Source organism: Sphingomonas sp. 22176 (genome assembly GCF_052045505.1).
GTDB lineage: Bacteria > Pseudomonadota > Alphaproteobacteria > Sphingomonadales > Sphingomonadaceae > Sphingomonas.
The window spans coordinates 78650-104046 of record NZ_JBQEPL010000001.1 but is presented as its reverse complement, the minus strand read 5'-3'; the positions used below and the strand labels follow the sequence as shown (position 1 = coordinate 104046).

Here is a 25397-nt window from a genome sequence, read left to right as displayed (position 1 = left end):
ATATCCCGTCCTACATATCGGATATCCCCTTTGGAGACACGGCGTGGCTTCGCTCTATATCAAGGATAGCGAGACGAACGAGCGGGTTAGCCGCCTGGCGACCCGCCTGGGCCTTTCTAAGACCGAAGCGGTTCGCCGCGCGGTTGAGGCGCTGGAACAGCGGAGCGGTGACGACAAGCTGACACGGGCGCGTAGTTGGCTGGCACGGTTCGACGCACGCTTCCCGGTGCCAGAAGCGCGAGACGCTTCAGCCGACAAGGCGTTCTTCGATTCGCTCTCGGGCGATCTGTGACGCTGTTCGTCGATGCATCGGCCGCCATCGCAATTATGGGCGGTGAACCCGAGCGTGAGACGATGCTGGCCCGCCTCCTTGACGAGGACGCGATCTGGTCGCCGGTCGCGCGGTGGGAGACGATCGTCGGGCTGCACAAGTCGTATCGCCTCACGCTGCCGGAGGCGACGCAGCGTGCCTTCGCCTTTGCCGAGGCGTTGCGCATTCGCATGGTTGCGATCGGCGAGCAGGAAGCCGATCTGGCCCTGCGGAGTTATGCGGTCTACGGCAAGGGTGTGCATCCGGCCGCGCTCAACATGGGGGATTGCTTCGCTTATGCCTGTGCGACCGCGAACAATGCCCGCTTGCTCTACAAGGGAAATGATTTTGTCCAGACGGACCTCGCCTGATGCTTGACGTTGCCGCCCTCCTCGAATCGCCCTGGCCGGAAGGCGAGTGGGAAGCGCTTGCCCTGCGCGCAGCCGAGGCAGCGATCGCGCAGACGCCCTATGCCGAATGGAAGGGCTGGCCTACCGCGATCGAGGTTGCGGTGCGCTTCACCAGCGACGACGAAGTCCATACCCTCAACCGCCAGTATCGGCACAAGGACAAGTCGACCAACGTACTGTCCTTCCCGATGATCCAGCCCGATCTGCTCGATGCCGTCACCCAGAACAGCGATGATGGCGAAGTATTGCTGGGCGACATCGTGCTTGCGCACGGCGTCTGTTCGGTGGAAGCGGAAGAGCGCGGCGTTTCCGTGGAAGACCATGCCACGCATCTGATTGTCCATGGCATGCTGCATCTGCTAGGCTATGACCATATCGAGGATGGCGAGGCGGAAGCCATGGAGGCGATGGAACAGGCCGCCATGGCGGCGCTGAACCTGCACGATCCCTATCCCGTACGCGAGGACTGACCACCAACATGAACGAGGGCCCTAGTACCGGCTCGCCCGAACACCGACACGAAAATGGGGGCATCTGGCGCAGTCTGCGCGCACTCCTGTTCGGCGAGGAACAGGAAGAAACGCTGCGCGAGCGGCTGGAAGAAGCCATCGACGAGCATGGAAGCGACGGCAGCACTGCGCCCGCCGGCGACCTTGCCCCGATCGAGCGGCAGATGCTCAAGAACCTGCTGCATTTCGGCGAGCGCGATGCCGGCGACGTGGGCGTGCCCCGCGCGGACATCATCGCGGTGGAGGAGCAGACCAGCTTCGCCGATCTCGTCCAGCTTTTCGCGGAGGCAGGCCATAGCCGCCTGCCGGTCTATCGCGAGGAGCTCGATACGATCATCGGCATGGTCCACATCAAGGACGTGTTCGAGATCCTCGCCAAGGGCGAGGCGCATCCGCCGAACATCGCCGGGCTGATCCGCCAGCCGCTCTACGTGCCGCAATCGATGGGCGCGCTCGATCTGCTCGCGCAGATGCGGGTGAAGCGCACGCACCTCGCCGTGGTGCTCGACGAATATTCGGGCACCGAAGGCCTGATCACCATCGAAGACCTGATCGAGGAGATCGTCGGCGAGATCGAGGACGAGCATGACGAGGCCCCCGCCGCGCTGATCGTTCCGATCGACGGCGGCGGCTGGGAAGCCGATGCGCGTGCCGAGCTGGAGGACGTCGCCGAGACGGTCGACCCGCGGCTGGGCGAAGTGGAGGAGGATGTCGACACGATCGGCGGCCTTGCCTTCGTACTCGCGGGGCACGTGCCCGAAGTCGGCGAGTGCCTGGAGCATGAAAGCGGCTGGAAGCTCGAAGTCATCGATGCCGACGAGCGCAAGGTGAACCGCCTGCGGCTGCATCCGCCCGAAGTGCGGGTGGAAGACGCGGTCTAGTCCTCCTGCGAACGAACTTTGTTTCGTTCAGGGAATGTTTATATTGATCGCATTAGCTTAAAGTTCTCTGAGGGGGGAGGGCGTCATCTTGCGATTGATAGCAACTGCCGTCGCGCTGTTCGGCGCGGCGACTGCCCATGCGCAGCAAGCACCGTTTGCCGGGACCTATGCCGGCATCGAAGCCGGGGTGATCGAGCACCATTTCTACCTCGACGTTACGGTGAACGATCGGCCCTATTCCAGCCGCTACTATCGCGACACCGGCTTTGGCGGGGGTGGCTTTGCCGGCTACGACCTCGCGATGGCCCCGCGCTGGCGGATCGGCGGCGAAGTGGAGGGCACCGTCGGCGGCGGCTCGCCCGAGGCGGTGATCCGCGACGACTATCGGTACGGCCAGTCGCCGCGCGTCGGCTATCGGGTTACCGGACGGCTGGGCTTCGTCGCGACACCCACGCTGCTGCTCTATGGCAAGGGCGGCTATGGCGGCAATCGCTACCGCCTGACCGGCAATGCCGGGGTGCAGGACGCGCATGGCTGGAGCAGCAGCTTCGTCGTGGGTGCGGGCGCGGAATGGCGCGTGACGGACCACGCCGGGTTGCGCGTCGACTATACCCATGTCGACAATAGCAGCCACCAGTTGATGCTGGGGGTGCCAATCCGCTTTTGATGCCTAGCCCGGAAGCCCGATCAGGCTGATTTGCCGGCCGTAATCGGGTTCGCTGCGATGCGTCGCGCGGCGGAAGCTGAAGAAGCGGGCCTCGTTCGCATAGGTGTCCAGGCCCAATGCCTCGATCGTGCGCAGGCCCGCCAGCGCCAGCCGGTGGACGACATAGGCCTCGAGGTCGAACTGGAAATGCTCGGGGCGGCCATCGGCGAAGAAGCGTTCGTTGGCCGGGTCTTGCTCGCAGAAGCGCTGGAAGAAGCCGGCATCGACTTCGTAGCTGGCGCGGGCGATGCAGGGCCCGATCGCGGCGGCGATCCGCTCACGGCGGGCGCCGAGCGCTTCCATCGCGGCGATCGTCGAATCGGTGACCCCGCCGATCGCGCCCTTCCACCCGGCATGCGCGGCGGCGACAACGCCGGCCTCCCGATCGGCGAAAAGCACCGGCGCGCAGTCGGCGGTGAGGATACCGAGCACCAGCCCGGGCTGGTTGGTGACCAGCGCGTCGGCCTTGGGGCGCAGCGCCTCGTCGAACGGGGCGATCACCGTCACCGCATCGGCCGAATGGACCTGGTAGACGGTGACCAGCCGCGCACCCGGCAGTACCGCCTCGACCGCGCGAGAGCGGTTCTCGGCAATCGCCGCGGGATCGTCTTGCGAGCCCGTGCCCACATTCAACCCGGCCACCACGCCCGTCGAGACGCCGCCGATCCGGCCGAGAAAGCCGTGCGGCATACCGTCCAGCGCGCGGGCGCGGGTGATTTCGACCTCGCTCACAGCGCGAGCCGCATCAGCCGATCCTCGTCGGCATGGTTGCCCACCATGAAGGCATAGGGCCCGCGATCCTCGAAGCCGTAGCGCTGGTAGAAGCGCTTGGCGCGGTGGTTGTCGATATAGACGGAGAGCCAGAGCTCCGTGGCCCCACGCGAACGGGCGGTGCCAAGTGCCCAGTCCATCAGCGCCTGCGCCGCGCCGCTCCCCTTGGCGCGATCGAGCAGATAGAGTTGGCGGAGTTCGAGCGCGGGGCCCTCGGGCGTGGCGGGCAGGCTGATCGGCCCGAGCTTGCAATAGCCGGCGACGCACTCCGCATCCTCGATCACGCGGAAAGCGAAGGCGGAATCGGCGATCTCCTCCGCCCAGCCCTCGACCGTGAACTGGGCGAGGAAGGTCGCGAGGTCCTCCGGCGCATAGAGATGCGCGAAGGTCGCGTGGAAGCTATCCCGGAACACCGCGTCGATCGCGGCGGCATCGGCGGGGGTGGCGTCGCGATACTTCATGCGAACCCCGCCGGTACCGGCCAGCCCGGTGCGGTGAGCGCGATCACCTTGAATAGCGAGCCCATCTGGTCGTCTCCCACGAGCCGATTGCGATCGGCGGCAATCGCATCGCCGCGTTCGGGCGCCACGCGGGCAAGTGCCCGGGCGCGTTCGTCGATGCCGAGCGCCTTGAGGAAATCGCCCTGCGTCACCGGGCCGTGGACGGTCAGCCCCTCGGCCTCGGCGGCTTCCTTGAGCGTGCCGAAATCGACATGCGCGGTGAGGTCCGCCTCGCCCGGCGCGTCGAACGGATTGGCAAAGGCATGGCCGCGCACTGCCTGCAGCGTGTCGCCGATCGCCGGGCCGTCATAACCATAGTCGAGGATCAGCGCCGCGCCGCCCTGCGCGAGCAGCCGCTGGGCGAGCGCCCGGAGCAGCGAGACGCTAGCGGGCGAAGTTTCCAAGATCGATCCCGGTGCGGCATCGCGCAGCGCCTGCGGGATCACTGGATCGAAGCCGCGATCGCCGGTCACCGGCAGGAACAGCGTATCTTGGCAGGCGACCAGCCGCTCGCGCCACCCTTGCGCGGTGTGGACGAGCTGGCGGATCGGCAGCGCGTCGAAGAACTCGTTGGCGACAACCATGAGCGGCGCATCCTCCGGCAGCCCGACCAGATCGAGGTGCCATTCGGCGTGCGGCACGCGTTCCTTCTGCGCGGCGCGGAGCACCGGGCTCGTTTCGAGAAAGTCGACCGGCGGTGCGAACCCGGCCTTGCCCATCGCCCGCAGCGCATCGCTCGCCAGCGTGCCGCGGCCGGGGCCGAACTCGACATAGCGTGTGGCTTCGGGCCGACCGGCGCGGTCCCACAGATCGGCCAGCCACAGCCCGATCAGTTCGCCGAACATCTGGCTGATCTCGGGCGCCGTGGTGAAGTCGCCGCGCGCACCCAGCGGATCGCGGGTCGCGTAATAATGCGCGTTGGCCGCCCCCATGAACTGCGAGAGTGGGATCGGCCCGGCAAGCGTGATCGCCCGCGCCAGCCGCTCGGGGAGCGCGGGTTCGGCGGCGTTGTCGCGGCGGTCGTCGGGCTGGGCGTCGAGAGGGTTGGTCATGGCGGTCAGGTCACGCGACGCTCGGCCCGGTGATCGCCTCGATCCGCTTGCGGCGGCCCGGCGCGGTGGCGATCAGGAACAGGCCGCCCGCGATCATCGGCAGGCACAGCCACTGGCCCATGTGCAGGCCGGTGAGATCGACCAGCCAGACCAGCTGGCGATCGGGCTCGCGGAAGAACTCCACGAAGAAACGACACATGCCGTAGCCCAGCAGGAAGATCCCGGCGAGCTTGCCCGGCTGGTAGCGCGCATCGGTGCGCCAGAAGAAGAACCACAGCACCGCGAACAGCAGCAGGCCTTCCAGCCCCGCTTCGTAGAGCTGGCTGGGATGGCGCGCCGGCTCGGGAATACCCGCCGGCACGGTGCCGCGGAATACGATCGCCCAGGGCACGTCGCCGGGTTTGCCCCACAGCTCGCCGTTCACGAAGTTGGCGAGACGGCCGAAGAACAGGCCGAAGGGCGCGCAGCACACCACATAATCGTGCACGCGCAACCAGTTGAGCTTGTTCTGCCAGGAGAGGTAGATAATCGCGAGCGAGGTGCCGATTACCCCGCCATGGAAGCTCATGCCGCCTTCCCACAGCATCAGGATCTGCAGTGGGTTACCGAGCATTTCCGGCGCGTAGAACAGCACATAGCCGATGCGGCCGCCCAGGATGATGCCCAGTGTGGCGTAGAACACCAGATCATCGGCATGCCGGCGGGCCATCGGCGCACCGGGCTGGGCCAGTAGCTTCATCAGATACACCCAGCCGAGCAGGATGCCGGTGATATAGGCCAGCGAATACCATTTGATCTGGAAGAAACCCAGATTGATCGCCACCGGATCTAGGTGAAGATCGGTGAAATGCAGATGTCCGCCGGCAGCGGCGAGCAGGGTTGGCAGCACGGTAATCCCCGGCGTGAGAAGCGACTTTGCCCCGCGATAGAGCCAAAACGCCGCAAACCCAAGGGGGAGCGATCAGGCTGATCGAAAGCCCATGCTGGCGTGGGGCCTCGGCGCGCGATAGAGCCGGGGGATGGCTGGCAAACCTCCACCCCGTATCAGGCTCGATCGGCGCAGGCTGTTGATCGGCGGCGGCGCGGGACTGGGTCTGGTGGTTGCCTGGGGACTGTGGCCGCGCAGTTATGCGCCGAACCTCAGCGAGGGGCCGGGCGAAAGCCTGTTCGGCGCCTGGCTGAAGATCGGCAAGGACGGGCAAATCCGCGTCGCGGTGCCGCAGGCGGAGATGGGGCAGGGGGTCTATACCGCGCTTCCGCAGATCCTCGCCGACGAGCTGGGCGCGGACTGGAAGCTGGTCGGCGTCGAGCCCGCGCCGCTCAATCCGCTCTACGCCAATCCGCTGGCGGCGCAGACGCTTTTTGCCGCCGCGCTGGGCGGCCTGCCGGAGAAGATGCAGCGCAGCCATGCCGCGCGCGCCGACCTGATGCTCACCGCCGCCTCCACCTCGGTCCGCGCCTTCGAGGAGGATTTGCGCCAGGCGGGTGCGGCGGCGCGGGTGCTGCTGTGCAAGGCGGCGGCGCGGCGATGGGGTGTCGACTGGCAGGCCTGCGGCACCGCCGGCAGCATGGTGATCCACGGCAACCAGCGGCTGGGCTTCGGCGAGCTCGCCGAGGCGGCGGCCCAGGAAAAGGCGCCGACCCAGCCTCCCTTCCGCGGCGGCGAGGCCGGGCGGCTGCTCGGCCAGTCGCTGCCGCGGCTGGATGCGCCCGCCAAGCTCGACGGCAGCGCCAACTTCGCCGCCGATATCCGGCTGCCGAATATGGTGTTCGCCGCGATCCGCCAGGGGCCGGTGGGCGAGACCGAACTGGTCCATGTCGATCGCGAGGCCGCGAACCGCGTGCGCGGCATGCTTTCGATCGTCACCACCAAGCAATGGGTGGCGACGGTGGCGAGCAATTGGTGGGCGGCCGAGCGCGCGCTCCAAGCGTTGCGGCCGCGCTTCCGCAACCCGGCGACGGTGGTCAACGAAGACAGCATCGACGCCGCGCTCGATGCCGCGCTGGACGGCGAGGGCGCGCGGATCGAGGCAAAGGGCGACCTCGCCGCCGAGTTTCGCGGCGCGCGGGTGGTGACGGCGGAGTATCGCGTCGGGCTCGCCCCGCATGCCCCGCTGGAACCGATGACCTGTACTGCGGACTATGCGCATGGCCGCTTGTCGCTGTGGCTGCCGACCCAGGCGCCGGGCCTCGCGCGGGCGGCGGCGGCCAAGGCGCTGGGTATCGATCCGGCGCGGGTGACGCTGCATGCAATGCTCGGCGGCGGATCGTTCGGCGAGAAGCTGGAGGTGGATGCGGCGGTGCAGGCGGCGCTGATTGCGCAGTCTGTAAAGCGCCCGGTGCAGCTGACCTGGCCGCGTGACGAAGATCTGCGCCGCGATCGCTTCCGCCCGGCCGCCGCGGCGCGGCTAACCGCCAAGCTGGGGCAGGGCGGCACCGTCTCCGCCTGGCTGGCCAAGATCGCCGCGCCGTCGACGGGCCGCGAGCTTGCCGCCCGGCTGCTTGCCGGCGACACCGTCGCGGCGGCGGGGCTGGCGCTGCCTGGCAGGCACGATCCCTCTGCCGTGGAGGGCGCGGTGCCCGCTTATGCCATCCCGAACCTCGCGGTCGACCACCACCCGGCCGAGATCGGCGTGCCGACCGGCTATTGGCGCTCGGGTTCCCACAGCTACACCTGTTTCTTCGCCGAGAGCTTCGTCGACGAGCTGGCGCATGTCGCCAATCGCGATCCGCTGTCGTTCCGCATGGCGATGCTCGGCAACCAGCCGCGGCTCGCCCGCTGCCTGCAGACTGCGGCGCAGCTCGGCGGCTGGCAGGGCGGCGAGCCCGGCAGCGGCCAGGGCATCGCCGCGCATGCCTTTCGCGGCTCCTACATCGCCGTGATGGCCGAAGCGCATCTGACCCCGCAGCGCGAAATCGTCGTCGAGCGGCTGGTCGCGGCGGTCGATTGCGGGCGGGTGGTGAACCCCGACCTTGTTCGCCAGCAGATCGAGGGCGGGCTGTTGTTCGGCCTGGCAGCCGCGCTGGGGGCGCCGACCACGTTCAGCGAGAATATCGCCGAGGTGCAGACCTTCGCCGATCTCGCCCTGCCCACGCTGGCCAACACGCCGGACATCACGGTCGAGATCGTGTCGAGCGGATCGGACCCTGGCGGGGTGAGTGAGCTCGCCGTGCCACCGACCGCGCCCGCCATCGCTAACGCGTTACAAACCGCCACCGGCACGCGATTCCGTCGCCTGCCCCTGCTATCGGATGCCGAATGACCCTGCCTGCCGACCATCCGAAGATCCCGCCTGCCCGTGTGGGCGTGCTGCTGGTCAATCTCGGCACGCCCGACGCGCCGGATCCCGGCGCGGTGAAGCGTTATCTGGGCGAGTTCCTCTCGGATCGCCGCGTGGTGGAGATCCCGCCGTTGCTCTGGCAGCCGATCCTGCGCGGCATCATCCTGCGCACCCGGCCCAAGAAATCGGCGCATGCCTATAGCCAGGTGTGGCGCGAGGACGGTTCGCCGCTCGCCGCGATCACCAAGGCGCAGGCCCGCGGGCTGGAAGGCGCGTTCGGACCGGGCGTCACCGTTCTGCACGCGATGCGCTATGGCAAGCCTTCGGTGGGCGAGCAGATCGCGGCGCTCAAGGCGCAGGGCTGCGAGCGCATCCTGGTGGCCCCGCTCTACCCGCAATATTGTGCGGCGACGACGGCGACCGCCAATGACGTCGCCTTCGCCGCGCTGATGGCGATGCGCTGGCAGCCGGCGCTGCGCACGCTGCCGCCTTATTATGACGACCCAGCCTATATCGCGGCGCTCAAGACCAGCGTGGAGGAAGGGCTTGCCGGGCTCGACTTCACCCCCGATGCGGTGATCGCCAGCTTCCACGGCATGCCGCAGCGGACGCTGGAGCTGGGCGATCCCTATCATTGCCACTGCCGCAAGACCGGGCGGCTGCTCGGCGAGGCGTTGGGGCGCGAGCTGATCGTCACCTTCCAGTCCCGCTTCGGCCGGGCCAAGTGGCTGGAGCCGGCAACCGACACGACGCTGGAAGCATTGCCCGCCAAGGGCATTCGCCGCGTCGCCATCATCGCGCCAGGTTTCTCGGCGGACTGTCTGGAAACGCTGGAGGAACTGTCGATCCGCGGTCGCGAATCCTTCCTCCAGTCCGGAGGTACTGATTTCGCATATTTACCTTGTCTCAATGACAGCCCCACGGGCATGGAGTTGCTGCGACAGATCATCGGGCGCGAACTTGCCGGCTGGGTGAACCCCGCCTAGCCAATTCTTTGGTTTGATGTGGAGAGGAATGTTCATGGCACGTGTAGCGGTCGTCACTGGCGGTACCCGCGGTATTGGCGAGGCGATCAGCCTTGCGCTCAAGGAGGCCGGCATCACCGTCGCCGCCAACTATGCCGGCAATGACGAGAAGGCCGCCGCCTTCACCGAACGCACCGGCATCAAGGCGTATAAGTGGGATGTGGGCGATTTCGACGCCTGCGCTGCGGGCGTCGCGCAGGTGGAGGCCGAGCTCGGTCCGGTCGACATCGTCGTCAACAATGCGGGCATCACTCGCGACGGCACCATCCTGAAGATGACCCGCGAGATGTGGGAAGACGTGATCCGCATCAACCTGGGCGGCTGCTTCAACATGGCGCACGCCGTGTTCCCGGGCATGCGCACGCGCAAATGGGGCCGCATCGTCAACATCGGCTCGATCAACGGCCAGGCCGGCCAATATGGCCAGGTGAACTATGCCGCTGCCAAGTCCGGCATCCATGGCTTTACCAAGGCGCTGGCCCAGGAAGGCGCGCGATTCGGCGTGACCGTCAATGCGATCGCGCCTGGCTATATCGACACCGACATGGTCGCGGCGGTGCCGGCGGACGTGCTGGAAAAGATTGTCGCCAAGATTCCCGTAGGCCGTCTCGGTCAGGCGCACGAGATTGCGCGCGCGGTGGCGTTCCTCTGCGCGGAGGAGGGCGGCTTCGTCACCGGATCGACGCTGTCGATCAACGGCGGGCAGCACATGTACTGAACGAACAAGGGGGCCGGCGCCTTGCGGTGCCGACCCCCAACGTCTCTCGATACGCTACGCGAGAGCAACTGTACGCGTACAACACGTTCTGGATAGAGCGGTTCCCTTGAGCGAACGCTGAACGACTTGGTTATTTGCCGTTCATCTTCGCAGTTGCAGCACTGGCGGGCGGCGCGACAGCCGCTAAGAGGGACGGATGCGCTTCCGGCTCCGTTTTCTCGCTTATCCGCCGCTGGTGCTGTCGGTCCTTTTTCTCACCGCCTCGGGCAAGGAATTGCGGACGCCGCTGGGCAGTGACCCGGTGATGCATGCAGCGCGCGTGCCGCTCGTCCCCGGTGACCAGGCGCGGCAGACCATCGGCAGGCTTCGCTATCTAGGCGGGGTGCGGCTCACCAGCCCGGACCTCGGCTTTTCCGGCTATTCGGCGCTGAGCGTGGTGGACGATCAATTCACCCTGCTGAGCGATCGCGGCAATCTCGTCCGGTTTCGCATGGGTGCGGACTGGCGGCCGTTCGATATCCGATTCGCGGATCTTCCCGGCGGGCCCGGGAGCAGTGCCTATAAGGGCGACCGCGACTCGGAGTCGCTCGCGCACGATCCTAATACGGGCACGTTCTGGGTCGGCTTTGAATCCCACAACGCGATCTTCCGATTCGACCGTGATTTTCACGCCACACGCGGCGAGGCCTATCCGCGGGCGATGAAGCACTGGCCGCAAAATGGTGGTCCCGAATCGATGGTGCGACTCGCCGATGGCCGGTTCCTGGTGATCGGCGAGACCGCCCGCCCGCGCGGCGGCAAGGTCGACCAGCGCGAGATTTTAGTGTTCCCCGGTGATCCCACGATCGGCGATCCGCAGCCGATCCATTTGGCCTATGTCCCGCCTGACGGTTATGATCCGAGCGACGCGGCGCTGTTGCCCGATGGGCGGCTGCTGGTGCTGGTGCGTCGATTCGCGGTGCGCACGCTGTTCACGGTGAAGATCGAACTGGTCGACATCCGCGGCGTGAAGCCCGGTCAGGTGCTGCACGGCACCGAGCTTGCGGACTTCTCCCCGCCCTTCCAGCACGACAATTTCGAGGGGCTGGCGGTACAGCGCGAGGGCGAATCGCTCGTGCTGTGGATGATCTCGGACGACAACGAGCAATGGTGGGAGCAGACGCTGCTGCTCAAGTTCCGGCTGGACCTCTAGGCGCGCTGATCCCGAACCTCGGACACGGCAAAACCCGCCACTGCCGTGCAGTAGCGGGCCAAACCGTTGATCTGAAGGAAGATCAGGCCGCTTCGGCGGTGCCGGCGGTCGCCTTGCGCACTTCGCGCTTCAGGCGACGTGCGCGCAGCGACAGATCCTCGTCGCTGCTCTTCAGCAGCCAGTTGTCCAGGCCGCCGACATGCTCGACCGAACGCAGGCCGTGCGTCGAGACGCGGAGACGGATGCTCTTGCCGAGCGAATCCGAGAGCAGCGTCACATTCTGCAGGTTGGGCAGAAAGGTGCGCTTGGTCTTGTTGTTGGCGTGGGAAACATTGTGTCCCACCTGCCGGCCCTTGCCGGTCAGCTCGCAAATGCGCGACATCGCTTCAAATCCTGAGTTGGGCGGTAAGCCGGAAAGGCCGCGCTGTTAGCGTCGATGTGCGTCGTAGTCAACCGATTCACGGCCGAATGCGCGCAACCTGCTCGCCACCAGGGCGTTGGGCAGGTGAAACAATAAGAGGAGATTGGGATGCGCGCAATCCTGGGGTTGTTGGGAATTCTCGTGCTGGTCGCCGTCGTGCTGATCGCGCTGGGTTTCCTGAATGTCGATGTGCGCGGCGGCAAGCTGCCGACAGTCGCGGCGGAGACCGGTAAGGTCTCGGTCGGCGAATCGAACAGCACGGTGCGCGTGCCCACCGTCGAAATGAAGGACAAGCAAGTGAAGCTGCCCACCCTCGACGTGCAGAAGGCGCCCGAGCCGACGGCGACGCCGGCACAGTGACGCCGAGCGCGGGGCGAATCGCGGCGGCGGCCTTGCTGCCGCCGTTCGGCATCTATCTGGAGGAGGGCGCCGGTCGCCCCTTCCAGATCGCCTGCGGGCTGACCCTGCTCGGCTTCCTGCCGGGCGCGGGCTATGCGCTGTGGCGGCTGTTCCGCCGTCCGGAACCTGCTGCCGCCTGAGCAGGGCGTGACCGGGCGGCACGGGGCGGCTAAGCGGGGCGCGATGTTTCCCTTGCCCCCTCCGATGCGTGCCGCGCTTGCCGCCGCCCAGGCTGCGGCCGGGCAGGGCGAGGTGCCGGTCGGTGCCGTGATCGTGCGGCACGGCGCGGTGATCGCCACCGCCGCCAATGCCCCGCGCGCGCTCCACGACCCCACCGCCCATGCCGAGATACTGGCGATTCGCACGGCGGCGGCGCTGCTCGGCCGCGATCGGCTGGAGGATTGCGACCTGTGGGTGACGCTGGAGCCCTGCGCAATGTGCGCGGGCGCCATCGCCCATGCCCGAATCGCCCGGCTCTATTACGGTGCCAGCGATCCCAAGGGCGGCGCGGTCGAACATGGCCCGCGCCTGTTCGGTCAGCCGACCTGCCACCATCGCCCGGAGGTCTATGCTGGCATCGGGGAAGGCGAGGCCGGCGCGTTGCTGCGCGCCTTCTTTAGCGCCCGCCGCTGAGTCGATTCCGCTTCTGCACCGCAAAAGGTTGTGAACAGGCCGCCGCTGCGGATATGAGGGCGGTGCACCATGAGCGCACCTTTTCCCTGGATCGACGTAGCGATCATCTTCGTGCTGATCGCAATCAACGGCATTTTCTCCATGTCGGAGTTGGCGATCGTATCCGCCCGCCCGGCGCGGCTGGAGGCGCTCGCCCGGCTCGGCAACCGCGGCGCCAAGACCGCGATCGAGCTCGCCGAGGATCCCGGCAAGTTCCTCTCCACCGTCCAGATCGGCATCACGCTGATCGGCATCGTCTCGGGCGCCTATTCGGGTGCCAGCTTGGGTGAGCCGGTGGCGCAGCGGATCGAGGCGTTCGGCATTGCCGCCGGCCTTGCCCACACGCTGGGCATCACGTTGGTCATCGGCTTGACGACCTATGGCTCTCTGGTGATCGGCGAGTTGGTGCCGAAGCAGTTCGCGCTGCGCTCGCCGGAGCCGATCGCCGCCGCGATGGCGCTGCCGATGCGCTGGCTCTCCTGGGGTACCGCGCCGATCGTGTGGTTGCTCGATTCGTCGAGCGGGCTGGTGTTCCGCGTGCTCGGCCTCAAGCGCGAATCGGAGAATCGGGTCACTGCCGAGGAACTCCACCTGATCGTCGCCGAGGCGAGCAAGTCGGGGGTGATCGAGGAGCATGAGCGCTCGATCATCTCGGGCGTGGTGCGTCTCGCCGACCGCCCGGTCCGCGAAGTGATGACGCCGCGCACCCAGGTCGACTGGCTCGACGTCGATCTGGACGGCGCCGGCATCCGCGAGGAGCTGCTCGCCACCCCGCACACCCGCCTGCCGGTGGCGGAAGGCTCGATCGACGCGGTGATCGGCGTGGTCCAGGCGCGCGACATCGCCGCCGCGCTGTTCCGCGGCGAACCGCTCGACCTGCGCAAGCTGATGCGCAAGGCCCCCGTGCTGCCCGACCAGGTCGACGCGATGGACGCGCTGACCGCGCTGCGCCATGCCGAGGTGCCGATGGGTCTGGTGCACGACGAATACGGCCATTTCGAAGGCATCGTCACGCCGGCCAATCTGCTCGCGGCGATCGCGGGCGAATTCGCCTCGGACGCGGAGCCCGGCGACAATCCCAATATCGTCGAGCGCGAGGACGGCTCGCTGCTCGTCGCCGGTGCTACGCCGGCGGACCAGCTGGCCGAGCGGCTCGGCATCGATCTGCCCGAGGACCGCGACTATGCGACCGTCGCGGGGCTGGCGCTCGCGGTGTTCAAGCACCTGCCGGTCGAAGGCGAGGTGTTCGAGCAGAAGGGCTGGCGCTTCGAGATCGTCGACCTCGACGGCCGCAAGATCGACAAGCTGCTGGTCAGCCGCGAGGGGTAAGAAGAACCCGATCCTTCCCCTGGCGGGGGGAGGGTACGCGTTAAGGCTGGCGCACGAGCAGCATCGTCCAGTTGCGGAAATCCCGCCCCCGCCCCTTATAGTTGCGCCCCACCCCAGTGCATGGTAGCGCCCGCGGCTTGAATGGGGCCATTCCGCGTCCCTAACTTCAGGCTTTTCGGGAACCCATGTTCGCCACTCCAGCATATGCACAGGCCGCAGGCGCGGCTGGTCAGGGTAGCACTCTGGCCGGGATCGCGTCGGTAGCGCCGCTCGTCCTGATCTTCGTCGTCTTCTACTTCCTGATGATCCGCCCGCAGCAGAAGCGGATGCGGACGCTGCAGGATTCGCTGAAGGCGGTGAAGAAGAGCGACACCGTCGTTACCGCCGGCGGCCTCATCGGCAAGGTCACGCGCGTCGACGAGACCGAGGTAGAAATCGAGCTCGGCCCGAACGTGAAGGTCCGCGCGATCAAGTCGACGCTCGCCGAAGTGCGCCCGCACGGCGCCAAGCCTGCGAACGACTGATGCTGGATTTCCCGCGCTGGAAGGTCTGGTCGATCACCCTCGGCCTTGCCCTGATGGTCCTGCTCGCGGTGCCGAGCCTCGTGCCGGAGAGCATCCGCAACACTTGGCCGAGCTGGGTGCCCAAGCCGGCCGTCAACCTCGGGCTCGATCTCGCGGGCGGTTCGTACCTGCTCCTTGAGGGCGATACGAGCGACGTGCAGCAGACCAAGCTCGAGCAGATGCGCGAGCAGGTCCGCCTGGCGATGCGCCGCGATCCGCGCGTGGAAATCGGCGACATCTCAATCGCTGGCGGCAAACTCAGCTTCATGGTCCGCGATCCCGGCAAGGTGGATGCGGCGCGCGAGAAGCTGCTGCCGATGACCAACGGCGTCGGCACCACCGGCCAGCGCGACTGGGAAATCTCCGTCGTCGATTCGACCCGCTTCGTGCTGACGCCGACCCAGGCGGGGCTGTCGCAGCAGATCGAAACAGCTATGAACGACGCGCGCGAAGTGGTCGACAAGCGCATCAACGCGCTCGGCACCCGCGAGCCGACCGTCATCCGCGAAGGCAGCAACCGCATCGTCGTGCAGGTCCCCGGTCTGCAGGATCCCAGCCAACTCAAGGCGCTACTCGGCAAGACCGCCAAGCTCGAGTTCAAGCTGGTCGACCTGAGCGTGACGCCGCAGCAGATCGCCGCGAACGACATCCCCGTCACCTCGCAGCTGCTCCAGTACGAAAATGGCGCGCCGATCGTGGTCAACCGCACCGCCATGATCACCGGCGACATGCTGGTCGACGCCAAGCAGAGCTATGACGAACAGGGCCGCCCTGACGTGACGCTCCAGCTGGACGGCGCCGGCGCCAAGCGCTTTGCCCGGGTGACCACGGAAAATACCGGCAAGCCCTTCGCGATCATCGTCGACAACAAGGTGATCTCGGCGCCGAACATCAACACGCCAATCCTCGGCGGCAGCGCTTCGATTTCGGGCGGCTTCACCGTCGACAGCGCGAACCAGCTGGCCGTCGCGCTGCGTTCGGGCAAGCTGCCGATCAACCTGAAGGTCGTGCAGGAATCGACGGTCAGCCCCGAGCTCGGCGCCGATTCGATCCGCGCCGGCATCACCGCGTCAGTGATCGCGATCGTCGCGGTGATCGTGTTCATGGTGCTGACCTATGGCCGCTTCGGCGTCTATGCGAACTTGGCGGTGACGCTGAACGTGCTGGTGATCCTGGCGGTGATGGGCATGCTCAAGGCCACGCTGACGCTGCCCGGCATTGCCGGCTTCGTGCTGACCATCGGTACCGCGGTCGACGCCAACGTGCTGATTAACGAGCGTATCCGCGAGGAACGCCGCCGCGGTCGCAGCGTGATGCAGGCGGTCGAGCTCGGCTACAAGGAAGCTAGCCGCACCATCTTCGAGGCCAACGTCACCCACGCGATCGCCGGTGCGATCATGCTGGTGCTCGGTTCGGGCCCGATCCGCGGCTTCGCGGTGGTGCTGCTGATCGGTATCGCCAGCTCCGTCTTCACCGCCGTGGTGTTCACGCGCATGCTCGTCACGCTCTGGCTGCGCCGCAAGCGCCCGAGCGAGATCCATATTTAAGGAAGCGCCGACATGCGGCTCCTCAAGATCGTTCCCGACAACACCAATATCGGCTTCGTCCGCATCCGGTTCATCGCGTTCGCGATCACCGCGCTGCTGACCGTCGCCGCGATCGGTCTGGTCGCGGTGCATGGCCTTAATTTCGGCGTCGACTTTGCCGGCGGCGTGTCGATCGAGGAAAAGTTCACCTCGGCCCCGCCGCTCGACGAACTGCGCTCGACGGTGAACCAGCTCGGCTATGGCGAGGCGGTCCTCCAGGGCATGGGCGGCAAGAACGTCGTCACCATCCGCCTGCCGGTACCGAAGTCGAACGATGCGGGCGCGACCAACGCGATGGTCGAGCGGGTGAAGGGCGCGGTCGCGGCCAAGTTCCCAGGCGCGACCTTCTCTACCTACGCCACCGTCTCGAGCAAGGTGTCCGGCGAGCTGATTCGCAATGGCGTGCTCGCCGTGGCACTGGCGATCATCGGCATCGCGATCTTCTCCTGGCTGCGCTACGAATGGCAGTTCGGCGTCTCGACCGCCGTCGCCATCCTGCACGACGTGCTGATGACGCTCGGCTTCTTCGCGGTGACCGGCATGGTGTTCGACCTGAACATCGTCGCCGCGGTGCTGACGATCATCGGCTATTCGATCAACGACAAGATGGTGATCGACGACCGCATCCGCGAGAACATGCGCAAGTACCGCAAGATGGGGATGAGCGAGCTGATCGACCTGTCGGTCAACGAGACGCTGCCGCGTACCGTGATGACCTCGCTCACCATCCTGCTCGCGCTGGCGTCGCTGCTGGTGTTCGGCGGGCACGTGCTGCGCGGCTTCACCGCGGCGATGATGCTCGGCATCGTGGTTGGCACCTATTCGTCGATCTACGTCTCGTCCTCGCTGCTGATCACGCTCGGCCTCAAGCCCGGCGTGAAGCCGGAGAAGGCCGATTCGATCGCGAACAATGCCGAGCGCGTGGCGCCGCGCGAGCGCTCGTAAGGTGAAGATCGAGCGGCGCAGCGCCGAAGGGCCGCTGGTCTCCGGCTTTTCCGGCGGCGGCTTCCGCGTCGACGAGAATGTCTATCACGGACTGATCATCACCCCGCAGCGGGCCGACGGCTGGTCGCCGCCGGCCGTGGCCGAACTGACCGAGGCGGACCTCGAAGCGGCTTTCGCGCTGGATCCTCAGCCGGAGTTCCTGCTGCTCGGCACCGGCGCGACGCTGGTGCGCCCGCCGCTCAGTCTGGTGAAGGCGCTGGAGAAGCGCGGCATCGGCATCGAGGCGATGGACAGCCGGGCGGCGGCGCGCGCTTGGGGCGTGCTCCGCGCCGAACTGCGTTGGGTCGCGGGCGCGCTCTACCCGCTCGCCTGAGCGGGTTCGGCGAACAGGGCCGGCAGGGTGCGTTCCAGCCGCGCCAATGAAGGCCCCCAGCGCGCCGGATCGAACGGCCGGGTGAGCCGGCTCAGCGGATCGTCCATCGAATCGAGCGGGTCGAAGGCGTCGTTCAGCAGATAGTGTGCGAACCACAGGCGCGCTGCTTCGGCATCCGGGCGTCGAGCAGCGCCGGCGGTGACGTCGGCCACGAAGGGGTCCAGCGCGGTATAGGCGTTCAGCCAGGCGCTGCTCTCGAACCGCGAATGACGGTGGATCGGCACGCCGAAAAAGGCCGCCAGCGCGAAGGTCTTCGAATCGCCCACCAGCATCCCGTCCGCATGGCGCGCCATGGCTAGCGTGGCGGGCAACATGCCGATCCGCGGCGGCAGCAGCACGACATTGTCGCAATCGCCAACCGCCTCGATCAGCGGCGCCGCATCGACATGCGCGTCGTTGAGCGGATGGTTGGTGATCGCCAGCGTGCACCGATCCCCCAACCGGGCGGAGAGCGCGCGTACCAGCGCGGCGTTGGGCTTGATGTCCAGCCGGTGCATCGCGAAGAAATTATCCTCGGTCTCGCATTCCAGCGGCAGCAGCAGCAGCGGCCGGTCCTGCGGAATGCACAACCGCGCGAACAGCGCCGAGCGCTCCTCGGCTTCAGGCGCCAGGCTGCGCTGTAGCCGATCCCAGGCGGGGGCCAGCAGCGCGCGCAGCCGATCGGCCTCGGCTGGTGTCATCTCCGCGAGCAGGCCGTGATCGTGCGGGCGCTCGGTGATCAGGATCCAGCGGGGTGGGGGCGCGAAGGGCTCGTACCGCCCCTCCATCAGCAGCCGGACGGTGCCGGGGAAATGGCGTACCGTCTCGTGATCGGCGGTGCGGCACAGCACCACGTCAGGCGCCAGATCGCGGACGAAGCCGATCAGCCCCTCGGCATCCTCGGGCACGGTGCGGGTGCTGGGATGGTCGGGGCCGTCCATGATGTACCAGCGCAGCTCCGGCAGATCGGCACAGCGGGCGAGTTCCTCCGGCCCGATGCCGGTGCCGCACCACAAGGCGGGGGCGAGGACGTGCACCTCATGTGCCGTCGTCAGGCGGCGGAGCATCGGCTCAATGATGTGGACGAACCACCAGTTGGTTACCATCGGCAGGTAGAAGAGGATCCGCTGGCGCTGCTCGGGTTGCGGGAGAGGCGGCACGGGAACTCCGTCGGCGAGGGTACCTGCCTTGCTTATAGGCTCACACGGCCCCGGAAGACATGCGTTCGGCGCAATTTGCCGCGGCCGGTCAGCACGTGAGTCTCAGGCGTGGCCTACCGATTCGAGCGCTGCTTCGGCAGGCGCCGCATCGGGCGCCAGCAGCCAGGCTTCGGCGCCTTCGACGCTGTCGAAATAGCGCGCGTCGCGTTCGCCCGCCGCCCGCTTGATCTGCAGCCGCGCCAGCGACTGCGCGACGACGATGGCGAGTCGGCGCGAGGCGAATTTGGGGTTGTTCAGCACGTGCCTGAACGACTCGACGCTGTCCTGCGACTGAATCTTCATGCCGCGGATGTCGACCAGCGTGACATGCGCATTGGGCGCGGACTTCAGCAGGTGATGCGCCTGGTCCCGCGCCGCCACGAAGCGGACGATGTCCTCGATCGCAAAGAAGCCGGACATCACGATTCGGACGAGGCTCCTGGAAGCGTCGACGTCGATGGAGAAGGCAGCTTCCATGGGTTCCGATCCGGCAGCGTCGCGAACCCGCGAGGACGGGCTTGGCGACATAAGCCTATGGATGCACGGCGCGGGACTCAATTCCGTATCGTTCCGAAGGGGTTGCGCGCCACGGCTGGGACCGGCGCCGGCCGCGGCTCAGCCCGGCTTCGCCTGATACTTCGCCCGGAAATCATTGGCGAACGCAGTGAGTCGCTGTTCCTCGATCGCCGCGCGCAGATCGGCCATCAGGGTTTGATAGAACCAGAGATTATGCTCGGTCATCAGCATCGCGCCCAGGATCTCGCCGGCGCGGACGAGGTGGTGGATATAGGCGCGGCTCCAGGTGCCGCAGACCGGGCAGGGGCAGGCCGGGTCGAGCGGGCCCTGATCCTCGGCGAACTTGGCGTTGCGGATGTTGATCGGACCGGTGCGCGTGAACGCCTGGCCGGTGCGGCCCGAGCGGGTCGGCAGCACGCAATCGAACATGTCGATGCCGCGCTCGACCGCCCCGACGATATCGTCGGGCTTGCCCACGCCCATCAGGTAGCGCGGCTTGGTCTCATCGAGCTGGCCGGGGGCATAGTCGAGCACGCTGAACATCGCGTCCTGGCCTTCGCCCACCGCCAGACCGCCGACGGCATATCCGTCGAAGCCGATGTCCTTCAGTGCGTCGGCGCTGGCCTTGCGCAGGCCCTCGTCGAGCGCGCCCTGCTGGATGCCGAACAGGGCGGCGCGGGCGGCATGTTGCTCGCCCGAATCGAAGCCGGCGCGGCTGCGCTTGGCCCAGCGCATTGATCGCTCCATGGCCTTGGCCTGGACGTCACGGGTCGAGGTGGTCGGCACCAGCTCATCGAATGCCATGACGATGTCCGAGCCGAGCAGCCGCTGGATCTCCATCGAGCGTTCGGGGCTCATCATGTGGCGCGAGCCGTCGAGGTGCGAGGCGAAGGCGACGCCCTCCTCGCTGCGCTTGGTCAGCTCGGACAGGCTCATCACCTGATAGCCGCCCGAATCGGTGAGGATCGGCCGATCCCAGCCCATGAACTTGTGCAGCCCGCCCAGCCGCGCGACGCGCTCGGCGGTGGGGCGCAGCATCAGGTGATAGGTGTTGCCGAGCAGGATGTCGGCGCCGCTGGCGCGCACGTCCTGCGGCTTCACCGCCTTGACGGTGGCGGCGGTGCCGACCGGCATGAAGGCGGGGGTGCGGATCTCGCCGCGTTGCATGGCGATGGTGCCGCGACGCGCCTTGCCGTCGGTGGCGTGGATGGTGAACTGGAAACGGGGCATGCGTAGCTATTGGCGCGTTTGGGGCCGGAATCCAAGGGAGGGCCGTGTGGCGGAACAGGACGACGAACTGCGGGCGATGGCAACGCATCGCGGGCTGAAGCTGGTCAAGTCGCGGCGGCGAAAGGCGGGCGGGGACTTCGGGCTCTATGGGCTCAAGGATGCGGGCGGGGCGGAGGTGTTCGGTTTCGGGGCGGACGGGCTGACGGCGGATGCCGCGGCGATCCGTGGATTCCTGCGCGGCGGGATGCGCAGCGACTGGAGTACGTCAGTCGAGACCACGCCGGGGCCGAAGCGCGCGACCAAGCCGAAACCGGCGCCGAAACCAAAGCCCGCGCCCCCGCCCAAGCCGCGTTTCAAGCCCGAGGTTGCGAACCTGCTGCGCGACCTGCCCGAGGCGAGGGACGACGAGGTGTTCACCGATCTGCTCAAGCGCCCAGGCGTGCGGATCGAGCGGATCGTCTCGCGCGGGCAGGCGACGCCCGAGCATGCGCCGATGGCGCAGGACTGGGACGAATGGGTGGTGCTGCTCGAAGGCGCGGCCGGCATCCGGATCGAGGATTCGGCTGAGGTCCGGCTGGGGCCGGGCGATCACCTGCTGATCCAGGCGGGCCAGAAACATTGGGTGACATGGACCGCGCGCGACCGGCCGAGCGTTTGGCTGGCCGTACACCTAGACGGATAGGAGCAGGACCCATGGCCGAACCCCTCAACCCCGGTGACGACGCCGCCCCCGGTACGCCCGGCACCGGCGAAGACATCTGCCGCCGCTGCGGCGGTTCGGGCCGGATCGATGGCGGCGAATGCCCGAACTGCGGCGGGACGGGCAAAGTGGTGGAGGGAATCGGCGGGGGGTGACGCTTATTCTCCCCTCCCGCTTGCGGGAGGGGCAGGGGGAGGGTGCGTGCGGATAGCGGGCGAACCCGGTGAAGATAGAACCTCCACGTCGCACCCTCCCCTAACCCCTCCCGCAAGCGGGAGGGGATGAGGAGCTTACGGCAGCAGCAGCCCCGCCAGCGCCGCCGACATCAGGTTCGCCAGGCTCCCCGCGATCAGCGCCTTGATCCCCAGCCGGGCGATCACCGGGCGCTGGTTGGGCGCCAGGCTGCCGGTGGTCGCCATCTGGATCGCGATCGAGCTGAAATTGGCGAAGCCGCACAAGGCAAAGGTGATGATCGCCTTGGAGCGTGGCGCAAGGTCGGCCGCCTTGCCGAGTTCGATGAAGCCGACGAATTCGTTGAGCACCACCTTAGTGCCGAACAGCCCGCCAGCGGTCAGCGACTCGTGCCACGAGATGCCGAGCAGGTACATCACCGGCGCGAAGATCGCCCCGATGATCGCCTGGAAGCTGAGGTGCGGATAGCCGAACCAGCCGCCGACCATGCCGAGCAGACCGTTGGCCAGCGCCACCAGCGCCACGAAGGCGAGCACCATCGCACCCACCGCCACCGCGATCTTGACGCCGGTCGACGCGCCATTGGCGGCCGCCATGATGATGTTGGCGGCGCGTTCCTCCTGGAAATCCTCCTCGGCGACGCGAATCACCTCGTCCTCGCCGGACATCGGCGCGTCGATCACCGCCGGCTCGTCCGGCATGATGATCTTGGCCATCATCAGCCCGCCCGGCGCCGCCATGAACGAGGCGGCGAGCAGATAGGGGAGCGAGGCGGGCCCGAGCAGGCTGGCATAGGCGGCGAGGATCGTGCCCGCGACGCCCGACATGCCGACGCTCATCACCGCGAACACCTGCGACGGCGTGAGGCGGGCGAGATAGGGGCGGATGACCAATGGCGCTTCGCTCTGGCCGACGAAGATGTTCGCCGCCGCGCAGAGCGATTCGACCTTGCTGACGCCGGTCACCTTCTCGATCGCGCCGCCGATCCAGCGCACCACCAGCTGCATGATGCCGACATGGTAGAGGATCGAAACGAGCGCTGCGAAGAAGATGATCACCGGCAGCGCGGCGATGGCGAGGCTCTGTCCGCCCAGCTCAGGCTTGGCGAGGTTGCCGAACAACAGCTGGGTGCCTGCGCTGGCATAGCCGAGCAGTGCCGAGACGCCGTTGGCCATGCCGTGCAACGCCACCTGGCCCCAGCCGGTGCGCAAGACGATGATCGCCATGCCGGCCTGGAGCAGGAATGCGGGCACGACCACGCGCAGGCGGATCGCCCGGCGATTGCTCGAAAGCAGGAAGGCGATGCCCAAAATCGCCAGCACCCCGAAAATGCCAATCGGGAAATGAGTCATTCTGAAGTCGTAAGTCCCCACCGCCGGCGGAATTCCGGCCAGCAAACCGATCGACCATACACGCGGCAGCGCATCTTGCCACCTGCTTGCGTTGCCCGCCGGCGGGACAGATCCGCCGTCCTAGTCGTCCAGCCCGACGGCGAAGGCGAGCCGCAGCGCTTCGGAGAGGCTGCGCGCCTCCAGCTTGGCCATCGCATTGGCGCGGTGGACCTCCACCGTGCGCGGCGAGATGCCGAGATCATAGGCGATGGTCTTGTTCGGGTGGCCGCGCGCCAGTCCGCGCAGCACGTCCTGCTCGCGCGGGGAGAGCAGCGCGATGCGCCGCGCCGCCTCGGCTTGGCTGGCGAGTGCGGCATCGCCTTCCTCCAGCCGCTCGAAACCACGCTCCAGCGCCTCGACCAGCGCGCCCTTTTCAAAGGGCTTTTCGAGGAAGTCGATCGCGCCGCCCTTCATCGCAGCCACCGCGGTGCCGACATCGCCGTGCCCCGTCAGCACGATCACCGGCAGCTTGACGCCGCGCTTGGCCAGCTCGGCCTGCACCTCTATCCCATCCATCTCCGGCATGCGCACGTCTAGCAGGATGCAGCCGGGCTTGGCATCGCCCACCTTGCCCAGGAAATCCACGCCCGAGCCATAGGTGTCGACGTCATAGCCCGAGGTGCGCAGCATGAAGCTCGTCGAGCGGCGGACCGATTCCTCGTCGTCGACCAGGTGGATGCGCTTGCGCTCGCTCATGCGGGTTCCTCGTTTGCGGACATCAGGGTGAAGTTGAAAATGGTCCCGCCCTCGGCGCGGGGCTCGGCCCAGATGCGGCCGCCATGCGCCTCGACGATGGTTCGGCAGATCGACAGGCCGAGGCCCATGCCGCGCTCCTTGGTGGTGGCGAAGGCCTGGAATAGCTTCGGCGCCTGTTCGGGCGCGATGCCGGGGCCGGTATCCGCCACCCAGACGCGGACCAGATTGCGCGGCGCCACTTCGGAGCCGATGGTGATCTCGCGCACCGGGCTTTCCGCCATCGCCTCGATCGCGTTGCGGATGAGGTTCACCAGCACCTGCTGGATCTGCACCCGGTCGCACAGCACCGCGGTGGCGTGCGGATCGAGCGCGTAGAAGGCGCGGACGCCCAGCTCGCGCGATCCGGTGAGCGCCAGCCGGCTGGCCTCGTCGATCAGCCGCGGCAGGTCGACCAGCCCCATGTCCGCCTCGCCGCGCGCGACGAATTCGCGCAGGCGGCGGACGATGTTGCCCGCCCGCAGCGCTTCCTTGACCGATTCCTGCATCGCCTCCTGGATCATCGCCTGATCCTCGGGATCGTCGCTCTCGCGCGCCATCAGGTTGCGGCCGGCTTCGAGATAATTGGCGATGGCGGTCAGTGGCTGGTTGAGCTCGTGCGCGAGCGTCGACGCCATGGTGCCCATCGCCGAGAGGCGCGAGACATGGATCAGTTCGGACTGCAGCTCCTTGAGCCGCAGCTGGGAGCGCTGCTCGTCGGTCAGGTCGCGGATGAAGCCGGTGAAGATGCGCTGGCCTTCGCTGCTCGCCTCGCCGACCTGCAGCTCCATCGGGAAATCGGTGCCGTCGCGCCGCTGGCCGACGACGATGCGGCCGATTCCGATCACCCGCCGCTCGCCGGTGGTGAGGTAGCGGGCGAGGTAGGAGTCGTGCAGTTGTGCGTCGGGCGCGGGCATCAGCATGCTGACGTTGCGGCCGATCACCTCGGCCTCCGTCCAGCCGAACAGCCGTTCGGCTGCGGCGCTGAACGAGAGCATGGTGCCTTTGGCGTCGATCACCACCATCGCCGAGGGCACGGTGGCGAGGATCGAGCGCAGGTGCAGCGCGCTGCCGGCAAGCGCGGTCTGCGAAGCCTTGTGGTCGGTGATGTCGCGGAACACCTCGGCATAGCCGCGCAGGGATCCGTCCGCATCGACCAGCGCGGAGAGCTGCACTTCCGCCAGATATTCGCTGCCGTCGCGGCGAATGCGCCACCCTTCCTCGATCAGCCGACCGGCGGCGCGGGCGCGTTCCAGATCGCGCGCCGGCTTGGCCGCGGCGGCTTCGGCCGGGGGGTAGTGGAGCGCGACATCGGCGCCCGTCAAATCGGCGGGCGTCCAGCCGTCGAGCAGCTCCACGCCGCGGCTCCAGCTCGCGATGCGGCCGTCCGGATCGAGCAGCAGCACCCCGCGATCGGTCGCCGCTTCGAACAGCAGCGCCATCGCCGCGGGATCATGGGCGGGCCGATCGTTCATAAACTCCGATGCTTGTCTGGCTTCCTTCGCATGTCTCTACGCGCCCTCCTGCGCACAGGCTAGGATTTGATCGCGGTCAAAGTAAAGGACGGGCAAGTACGGGATGCTTCCGCTCTTCTCGATGGAGGCGGTCATGCTCGACGTCATTGGCAGCAATTACCTGTATATGGTGATGGGCGCGATGGGGGTGTTCACCCTCGCGCTCGCGTTCGTCAGCCTCAGCGAGTACATGCATCCGCGCGATCAGTGAGCGCGCATGGGCTTCCCCCGCGCGGCGCGG

The 25397-nt window shown here is 67.3% G+C and carries 30 protein-coding genes; 19 read left to right on the top strand and 11 right to left on the bottom strand.

What is annotated here, in order from left to right:
* Positions 1 to 43: 43 nt before the first annotated feature.
* From ACTJKY_RS00525 to ACTJKY_RS00505, 5 genes are all read left to right on the top strand, one after another.
* Positions 44 to 292, top strand: a complete 249-nt coding sequence (locus tag ACTJKY_RS00525) for a type II toxin-antitoxin system VapB family antitoxin (RefSeq protein WP_440843471.1) — start codon at positions 44 to 46, stop codon at positions 290 to 292.
* Positions 289 to 681 carry a type II toxin-antitoxin system VapC family toxin gene (locus ACTJKY_RS00520; RefSeq protein WP_440843469.1) on the top strand — a complete coding sequence of 131 codons (393 nt, stop codon included), beginning with the start codon at positions 289 to 291 and terminating at the stop codon, positions 679 to 681. The genes ACTJKY_RS00525 and ACTJKY_RS00520 overlap by 4 nt, the downstream gene beginning before the upstream one ends.
* A complete protein-coding gene (gene ybeY / locus ACTJKY_RS00515) occupies positions 681 to 1190 on the top strand; it encodes an rRNA maturation RNase YbeY (RefSeq protein ID WP_440843467.1) in 510 nt (169 codons plus the stop codon). Before ACTJKY_RS00520 ends, ybeY begins: the two co-directional genes overlap by 1 nt.
* 8 nt (positions 1191 to 1198) lie before the next feature.
* Positions 1199 to 2110 (top strand): hemolysin family protein, encoded by a 912-nt coding sequence (locus ACTJKY_RS00510; protein ID WP_440843465.1) that lies wholly within the window; start codon positions 1199 to 1201, stop codon positions 2108 to 2110.
* A gap of 88 nt (positions 2111 to 2198) precedes the next feature.
* Positions 2199 to 2777 (top strand): outer membrane beta-barrel protein, encoded by a 579-nt coding sequence (locus tag ACTJKY_RS00505; protein WP_440843463.1) that lies wholly within the window; start codon positions 2199 to 2201, stop codon positions 2775 to 2777.
* A 3-nt stretch (positions 2778 to 2780) separates the two neighbouring features.
* Here the strand turns inward: ACTJKY_RS00505 and pgeF are convergent, their stop codons facing one another.
* The 4 genes from pgeF to lgt are packed head-to-tail and all read right to left on the bottom strand — an operon-like array spanning position 2781 to position 6028.
* Positions 2781 to 3548, bottom strand: a complete 768-nt coding sequence (pgeF, locus tag ACTJKY_RS00500; protein ID WP_440843461.1) for a peptidoglycan editing factor PgeF — start codon at positions 3546 to 3548, stop codon at positions 2781 to 2783.
* Positions 3545 to 4048 carry an N-acetyltransferase family protein gene (locus ACTJKY_RS00495; protein ID WP_440843459.1) on the bottom strand — a complete coding sequence of 168 codons (504 nt, stop codon included), beginning with the start codon at positions 4046 to 4048 and terminating at the stop codon, positions 3545 to 3547. Before ACTJKY_RS00495 ends, pgeF begins: the two co-directional genes overlap by 4 nt.
* Positions 4045 to 5139 (bottom strand): class I SAM-dependent methyltransferase, encoded by a 1095-nt coding sequence (locus ACTJKY_RS00490; protein WP_440843457.1) that lies wholly within the window; start codon positions 5137 to 5139, stop codon positions 4045 to 4047. The genes ACTJKY_RS00495 and ACTJKY_RS00490 overlap by 4 nt, the downstream gene beginning before the upstream one ends.
* Positions 5140 to 5149: 10 nt before the next feature.
* Positions 5150 to 6028: a prolipoprotein diacylglyceryl transferase gene (gene lgt, locus ACTJKY_RS00485; RefSeq protein WP_440843455.1), complete on the bottom strand. Its 879-nt coding sequence runs from the start codon at positions 6026 to 6028 to the stop codon at positions 5150 to 5152.
* Between the two features lie 130 nt (positions 6029 to 6158).
* Here lgt and ACTJKY_RS00480 point away from each other — a divergent pair, with 130 nt between their 5' ends.
* The 4 genes from ACTJKY_RS00480 (at position 6159) to ACTJKY_RS00465 (ending at position 11355) form a co-directional block, all read left to right on the top strand.
* Positions 6159 to 8402: a molybdopterin cofactor-binding domain-containing protein gene (locus ACTJKY_RS00480; protein WP_440843453.1), complete on the top strand. Its 2244-nt coding sequence runs from the start codon at positions 6159 to 6161 to the stop codon at positions 8400 to 8402.
* Positions 8399 to 9406 carry a ferrochelatase gene (gene hemH / locus ACTJKY_RS00475; RefSeq protein WP_440843451.1) on the top strand — a complete coding sequence of 336 codons (1008 nt, stop codon included), beginning with the start codon at positions 8399 to 8401 and terminating at the stop codon, positions 9404 to 9406. The genes ACTJKY_RS00480 and hemH overlap by 4 nt, the downstream gene beginning before the upstream one ends.
* 34 nt (positions 9407 to 9440) lie before the next feature.
* Positions 9441 to 10163, top strand: a complete 723-nt coding sequence (gene phbB, locus ACTJKY_RS00470) for an acetoacetyl-CoA reductase (RefSeq protein ID WP_440843449.1) — start codon at positions 9441 to 9443, stop codon at positions 10161 to 10163.
* Positions 10164 to 10359: 196 nt separating this feature from the next.
* Entirely contained in the window at positions 10360 to 11355 is a 996-nt protein-coding gene (locus tag ACTJKY_RS00465; RefSeq protein WP_440843447.1) for an esterase-like activity of phytase family protein, read from the top strand.
* A gap of 82 nt (positions 11356 to 11437) precedes the next feature.
* On the opposite strand, the gene rpmB is transcribed toward ACTJKY_RS00465, so the two are convergent.
* On the bottom strand, positions 11438 to 11737 hold the full coding sequence (gene rpmB / locus ACTJKY_RS00460) for a 50S ribosomal protein L28 (RefSeq protein ID WP_440843445.1): 300 nt from the start codon (positions 11735 to 11737) through the stop codon (positions 11438 to 11440).
* A 147-nt stretch (positions 11738 to 11884) separates the two neighbouring features.
* On the opposite strand from rpmB, the gene ACTJKY_RS00455 reads away from it, so the two are divergent.
* From ACTJKY_RS00455 to ACTJKY_RS00420, 8 genes are all read left to right on the top strand, one after another.
* Positions 11885 to 12136 carry a hypothetical protein gene (locus tag ACTJKY_RS00455; protein WP_440843443.1) on the top strand — a complete coding sequence of 84 codons (252 nt, stop codon included), beginning with the start codon at positions 11885 to 11887 and terminating at the stop codon, positions 12134 to 12136.
* Positions 12133 to 12315, top strand: a complete 183-nt coding sequence (locus tag ACTJKY_RS00450) for a YqaE/Pmp3 family membrane protein (protein WP_440843441.1) — start codon at positions 12133 to 12135, stop codon at positions 12313 to 12315. The genes ACTJKY_RS00455 and ACTJKY_RS00450 overlap by 4 nt, the downstream gene beginning before the upstream one ends.
* A 64-nt stretch (positions 12316 to 12379) precedes the next feature.
* Complete coding sequence (locus tag ACTJKY_RS00445; RefSeq protein ID WP_440843439.1) at positions 12380 to 12808, top strand: nucleoside deaminase; 429 nt, start codon at positions 12380 to 12382, stop codon at positions 12806 to 12808.
* Between the two features lie 69 nt (positions 12809 to 12877).
* Entirely contained in the window at positions 12878 to 14176 is a 1299-nt protein-coding gene (locus ACTJKY_RS00440) for a hemolysin family protein (protein ID WP_440843437.1), read from the top strand.
* 185 nt (positions 14177 to 14361) lie between these two features.
* A complete protein-coding gene (gene yajC, locus ACTJKY_RS00435; protein ID WP_440843435.1) occupies positions 14362 to 14700 on the top strand; it encodes a preprotein translocase subunit YajC in 339 nt (112 codons plus the stop codon).
* Positions 14700 to 16286 (top strand): protein translocase subunit SecD, encoded by a 1587-nt coding sequence (gene secD, locus ACTJKY_RS00430; protein WP_440843433.1) that lies wholly within the window; start codon positions 14700 to 14702, stop codon positions 16284 to 16286. Before yajC ends, secD begins: the two co-directional genes overlap by 1 nt.
* Positions 16287 to 16298: 12 nt before the next feature.
* Positions 16299 to 17270, top strand: a complete 972-nt coding sequence (gene secF, locus ACTJKY_RS00425; RefSeq protein ID WP_440843431.1) for a protein translocase subunit SecF — start codon at positions 16299 to 16301, stop codon at positions 17268 to 17270.
* 1 nt (position 17271) lies between these two features.
* A complete protein-coding gene (locus ACTJKY_RS00420) occupies positions 17272 to 17643 on the top strand; it encodes an Mth938-like domain-containing protein (RefSeq protein WP_440843430.1) in 372 nt (123 codons plus the stop codon).
* On the opposite strand, the gene ACTJKY_RS00415 is transcribed toward ACTJKY_RS00420, so the two are convergent.
* The 3 genes from ACTJKY_RS00415 to tgt form a co-directional block, all read right to left on the bottom strand.
* Positions 17628 to 18842 (bottom strand): hypothetical protein, encoded by a 1215-nt coding sequence (locus tag ACTJKY_RS00415; RefSeq protein WP_440843428.1) that lies wholly within the window; start codon positions 18840 to 18842, stop codon positions 17628 to 17630. The genes ACTJKY_RS00420 and ACTJKY_RS00415 overlap by 16 nt on opposite strands.
* A 102-nt stretch (positions 18843 to 18944) precedes the next feature.
* Positions 18945 to 19301, bottom strand: a complete 357-nt coding sequence (locus tag ACTJKY_RS00410; protein ID WP_440843426.1) for a hypothetical protein — start codon at positions 19299 to 19301, stop codon at positions 18945 to 18947.
* A gap of 195 nt (positions 19302 to 19496) precedes the next feature.
* Entirely contained in the window at positions 19497 to 20627 is a 1131-nt protein-coding gene (tgt, locus tag ACTJKY_RS00405) for a tRNA guanosine(34) transglycosylase Tgt (protein WP_440843424.1), read from the bottom strand.
* 46 nt (positions 20628 to 20673) lie between these two features.
* On the opposite strand from tgt, the gene ACTJKY_RS00400 reads away from it, so the two are divergent.
* Both ACTJKY_RS00400 and ACTJKY_RS00395 read left to right on the top strand, forming a co-directional pair.
* The gene (locus ACTJKY_RS00400) at positions 20674 to 21309 is read left to right on the top strand and encodes a cupin domain-containing protein (RefSeq protein ID WP_440843422.1); all 636 of its coding nucleotides are present in this window, start codon (positions 20674 to 20676) and stop codon (positions 21307 to 21309) included.
* Positions 21310 to 21320: 11 nt separating this feature from the next.
* Entirely contained in the window at positions 21321 to 21482 is a 162-nt protein-coding gene (locus ACTJKY_RS00395; protein WP_294253142.1) for a hypothetical protein, read from the top strand.
* A 135-nt stretch (positions 21483 to 21617) separates the two neighbouring features.
* On the opposite strand, the gene ACTJKY_RS00390 is transcribed toward ACTJKY_RS00395, so the two are convergent.
* From ACTJKY_RS00390 to ACTJKY_RS00380, 3 genes are all read right to left on the bottom strand, one after another.
* On the bottom strand, positions 21618 to 22871 hold the full coding sequence (locus ACTJKY_RS00390) for a NupC/NupG family nucleoside CNT transporter (RefSeq protein ID WP_440843420.1): 1254 nt from the start codon (positions 22869 to 22871) through the stop codon (positions 21618 to 21620).
* 120 nt (positions 22872 to 22991) lie between these two features.
* Positions 22992 to 23606: a response regulator transcription factor gene (locus ACTJKY_RS00385; protein ID WP_440843418.1), complete on the bottom strand. Its 615-nt coding sequence runs from the start codon at positions 23604 to 23606 to the stop codon at positions 22992 to 22994.
* Positions 23603 to 25117: a PAS domain-containing sensor histidine kinase gene (locus ACTJKY_RS00380; RefSeq protein ID WP_440843416.1), complete on the bottom strand. Its 1515-nt coding sequence runs from the start codon at positions 25115 to 25117 to the stop codon at positions 23603 to 23605. Before ACTJKY_RS00380 ends, ACTJKY_RS00385 begins: the two co-directional genes overlap by 4 nt.
* Between the last annotated feature and the right edge of the window lie 280 nt (positions 25118 to 25397).

What these genes read in the sequence shown, in the direction of transcription:
- ybeY (WP_440843467.1), top strand. Translation starts at nt 681, where the DNA reads ATGCTTGACGTTGCCGCCCTCCTCGAATCGCCCTGGCCGGAAGGCGAG.
- secF (WP_440843431.1), top strand. Translation starts at nt 16,299, where the DNA reads ATGCGGCTCCTCAAGATCGTTCCCGACAACACCAATATCGGCTTCGTC.
- ACTJKY_RS00390 (WP_440843420.1), bottom strand. Translation starts at nt 22,871, where the DNA reads ATGACTCATTTCCCGATTGGCATTTTCGGGGTGCTGGCGATTTTGGGC.
- ACTJKY_RS00510 (WP_440843465.1), top strand. Translation starts at nt 1,199, where the DNA reads ATGAACGAGGGCCCTAGTACCGGCTCGCCCGAACACCGACACGAAAAT.
- ACTJKY_RS00385 (WP_440843418.1), bottom strand. Translation starts at nt 23,606, where the DNA reads ATGAGCGAGCGCAAGCGCATCCACCTGGTCGACGACGAGGAATCGGTC.
- ACTJKY_RS00440 (WP_440843437.1), top strand. Translation starts at nt 12,878, where the DNA reads ATGAGCGCACCTTTTCCCTGGATCGACGTAGCGATCATCTTCGTGCTG.
- rpmB (WP_440843445.1), bottom strand. Translation starts at nt 11,737, where the DNA reads ATGTCGCGCATTTGCGAGCTGACCGGCAAGGGCCGGCAGGTGGGACAC.
- yajC (WP_440843435.1), top strand. Translation starts at nt 14,362, where the DNA reads ATGTTCGCCACTCCAGCATATGCACAGGCCGCAGGCGCGGCTGGTCAG.
- ACTJKY_RS00380 (WP_440843416.1), bottom strand. Translation starts at nt 25,117, where the DNA reads ATGAACGATCGGCCCGCCCATGATCCCGCGGCGATGGCGCTGCTGTTC.
- ACTJKY_RS00480 (WP_440843453.1), top strand. Translation starts at nt 6,159, where the DNA reads ATGGCTGGCAAACCTCCACCCCGTATCAGGCTCGATCGGCGCAGGCTG.
- ACTJKY_RS00395 (WP_294253142.1), top strand. Translation starts at nt 21,321, where the DNA reads ATGGCCGAACCCCTCAACCCCGGTGACGACGCCGCCCCCGGTACGCCC.
- ACTJKY_RS00455 (WP_440843443.1), top strand. Translation starts at nt 11,885, where the DNA reads ATGCGCGCAATCCTGGGGTTGTTGGGAATTCTCGTGCTGGTCGCCGTC.
- phbB (WP_440843449.1), top strand. Translation starts at nt 9,441, where the DNA reads ATGGCACGTGTAGCGGTCGTCACTGGCGGTACCCGCGGTATTGGCGAG.
- secD (WP_440843433.1), top strand. Translation starts at nt 14,700, where the DNA reads ATGCTGGATTTCCCGCGCTGGAAGGTCTGGTCGATCACCCTCGGCCTT.
- ACTJKY_RS00410 (WP_440843426.1), bottom strand. Translation starts at nt 19,301, where the DNA reads ATGTCCGGCTTCTTTGCGATCGAGGACATCGTCCGCTTCGTGGCGGCG.
- hemH (WP_440843451.1), top strand. Translation starts at nt 8,399, where the DNA reads ATGACCCTGCCTGCCGACCATCCGAAGATCCCGCCTGCCCGTGTGGGC.
- ACTJKY_RS00445 (WP_440843439.1), top strand. Translation starts at nt 12,380, where the DNA reads ATGCGTGCCGCGCTTGCCGCCGCCCAGGCTGCGGCCGGGCAGGGCGAG.
- ACTJKY_RS00490 (WP_440843457.1), bottom strand. Translation starts at nt 5,139, where the DNA reads ATGACCAACCCTCTCGACGCCCAGCCCGACGACCGCCGCGACAACGCC.
- tgt (WP_440843424.1), bottom strand. Translation starts at nt 20,627, where the DNA reads ATGCCCCGTTTCCAGTTCACCATCCACGCCACCGACGGCAAGGCGCGT.
- ACTJKY_RS00465 (WP_440843447.1), top strand. Translation starts at nt 10,360, where the DNA reads ATGCGCTTCCGGCTCCGTTTTCTCGCTTATCCGCCGCTGGTGCTGTCG.
- ACTJKY_RS00495 (WP_440843459.1), bottom strand. Translation starts at nt 4,048, where the DNA reads ATGAAGTATCGCGACGCCACCCCCGCCGATGCCGCCGCGATCGACGCG.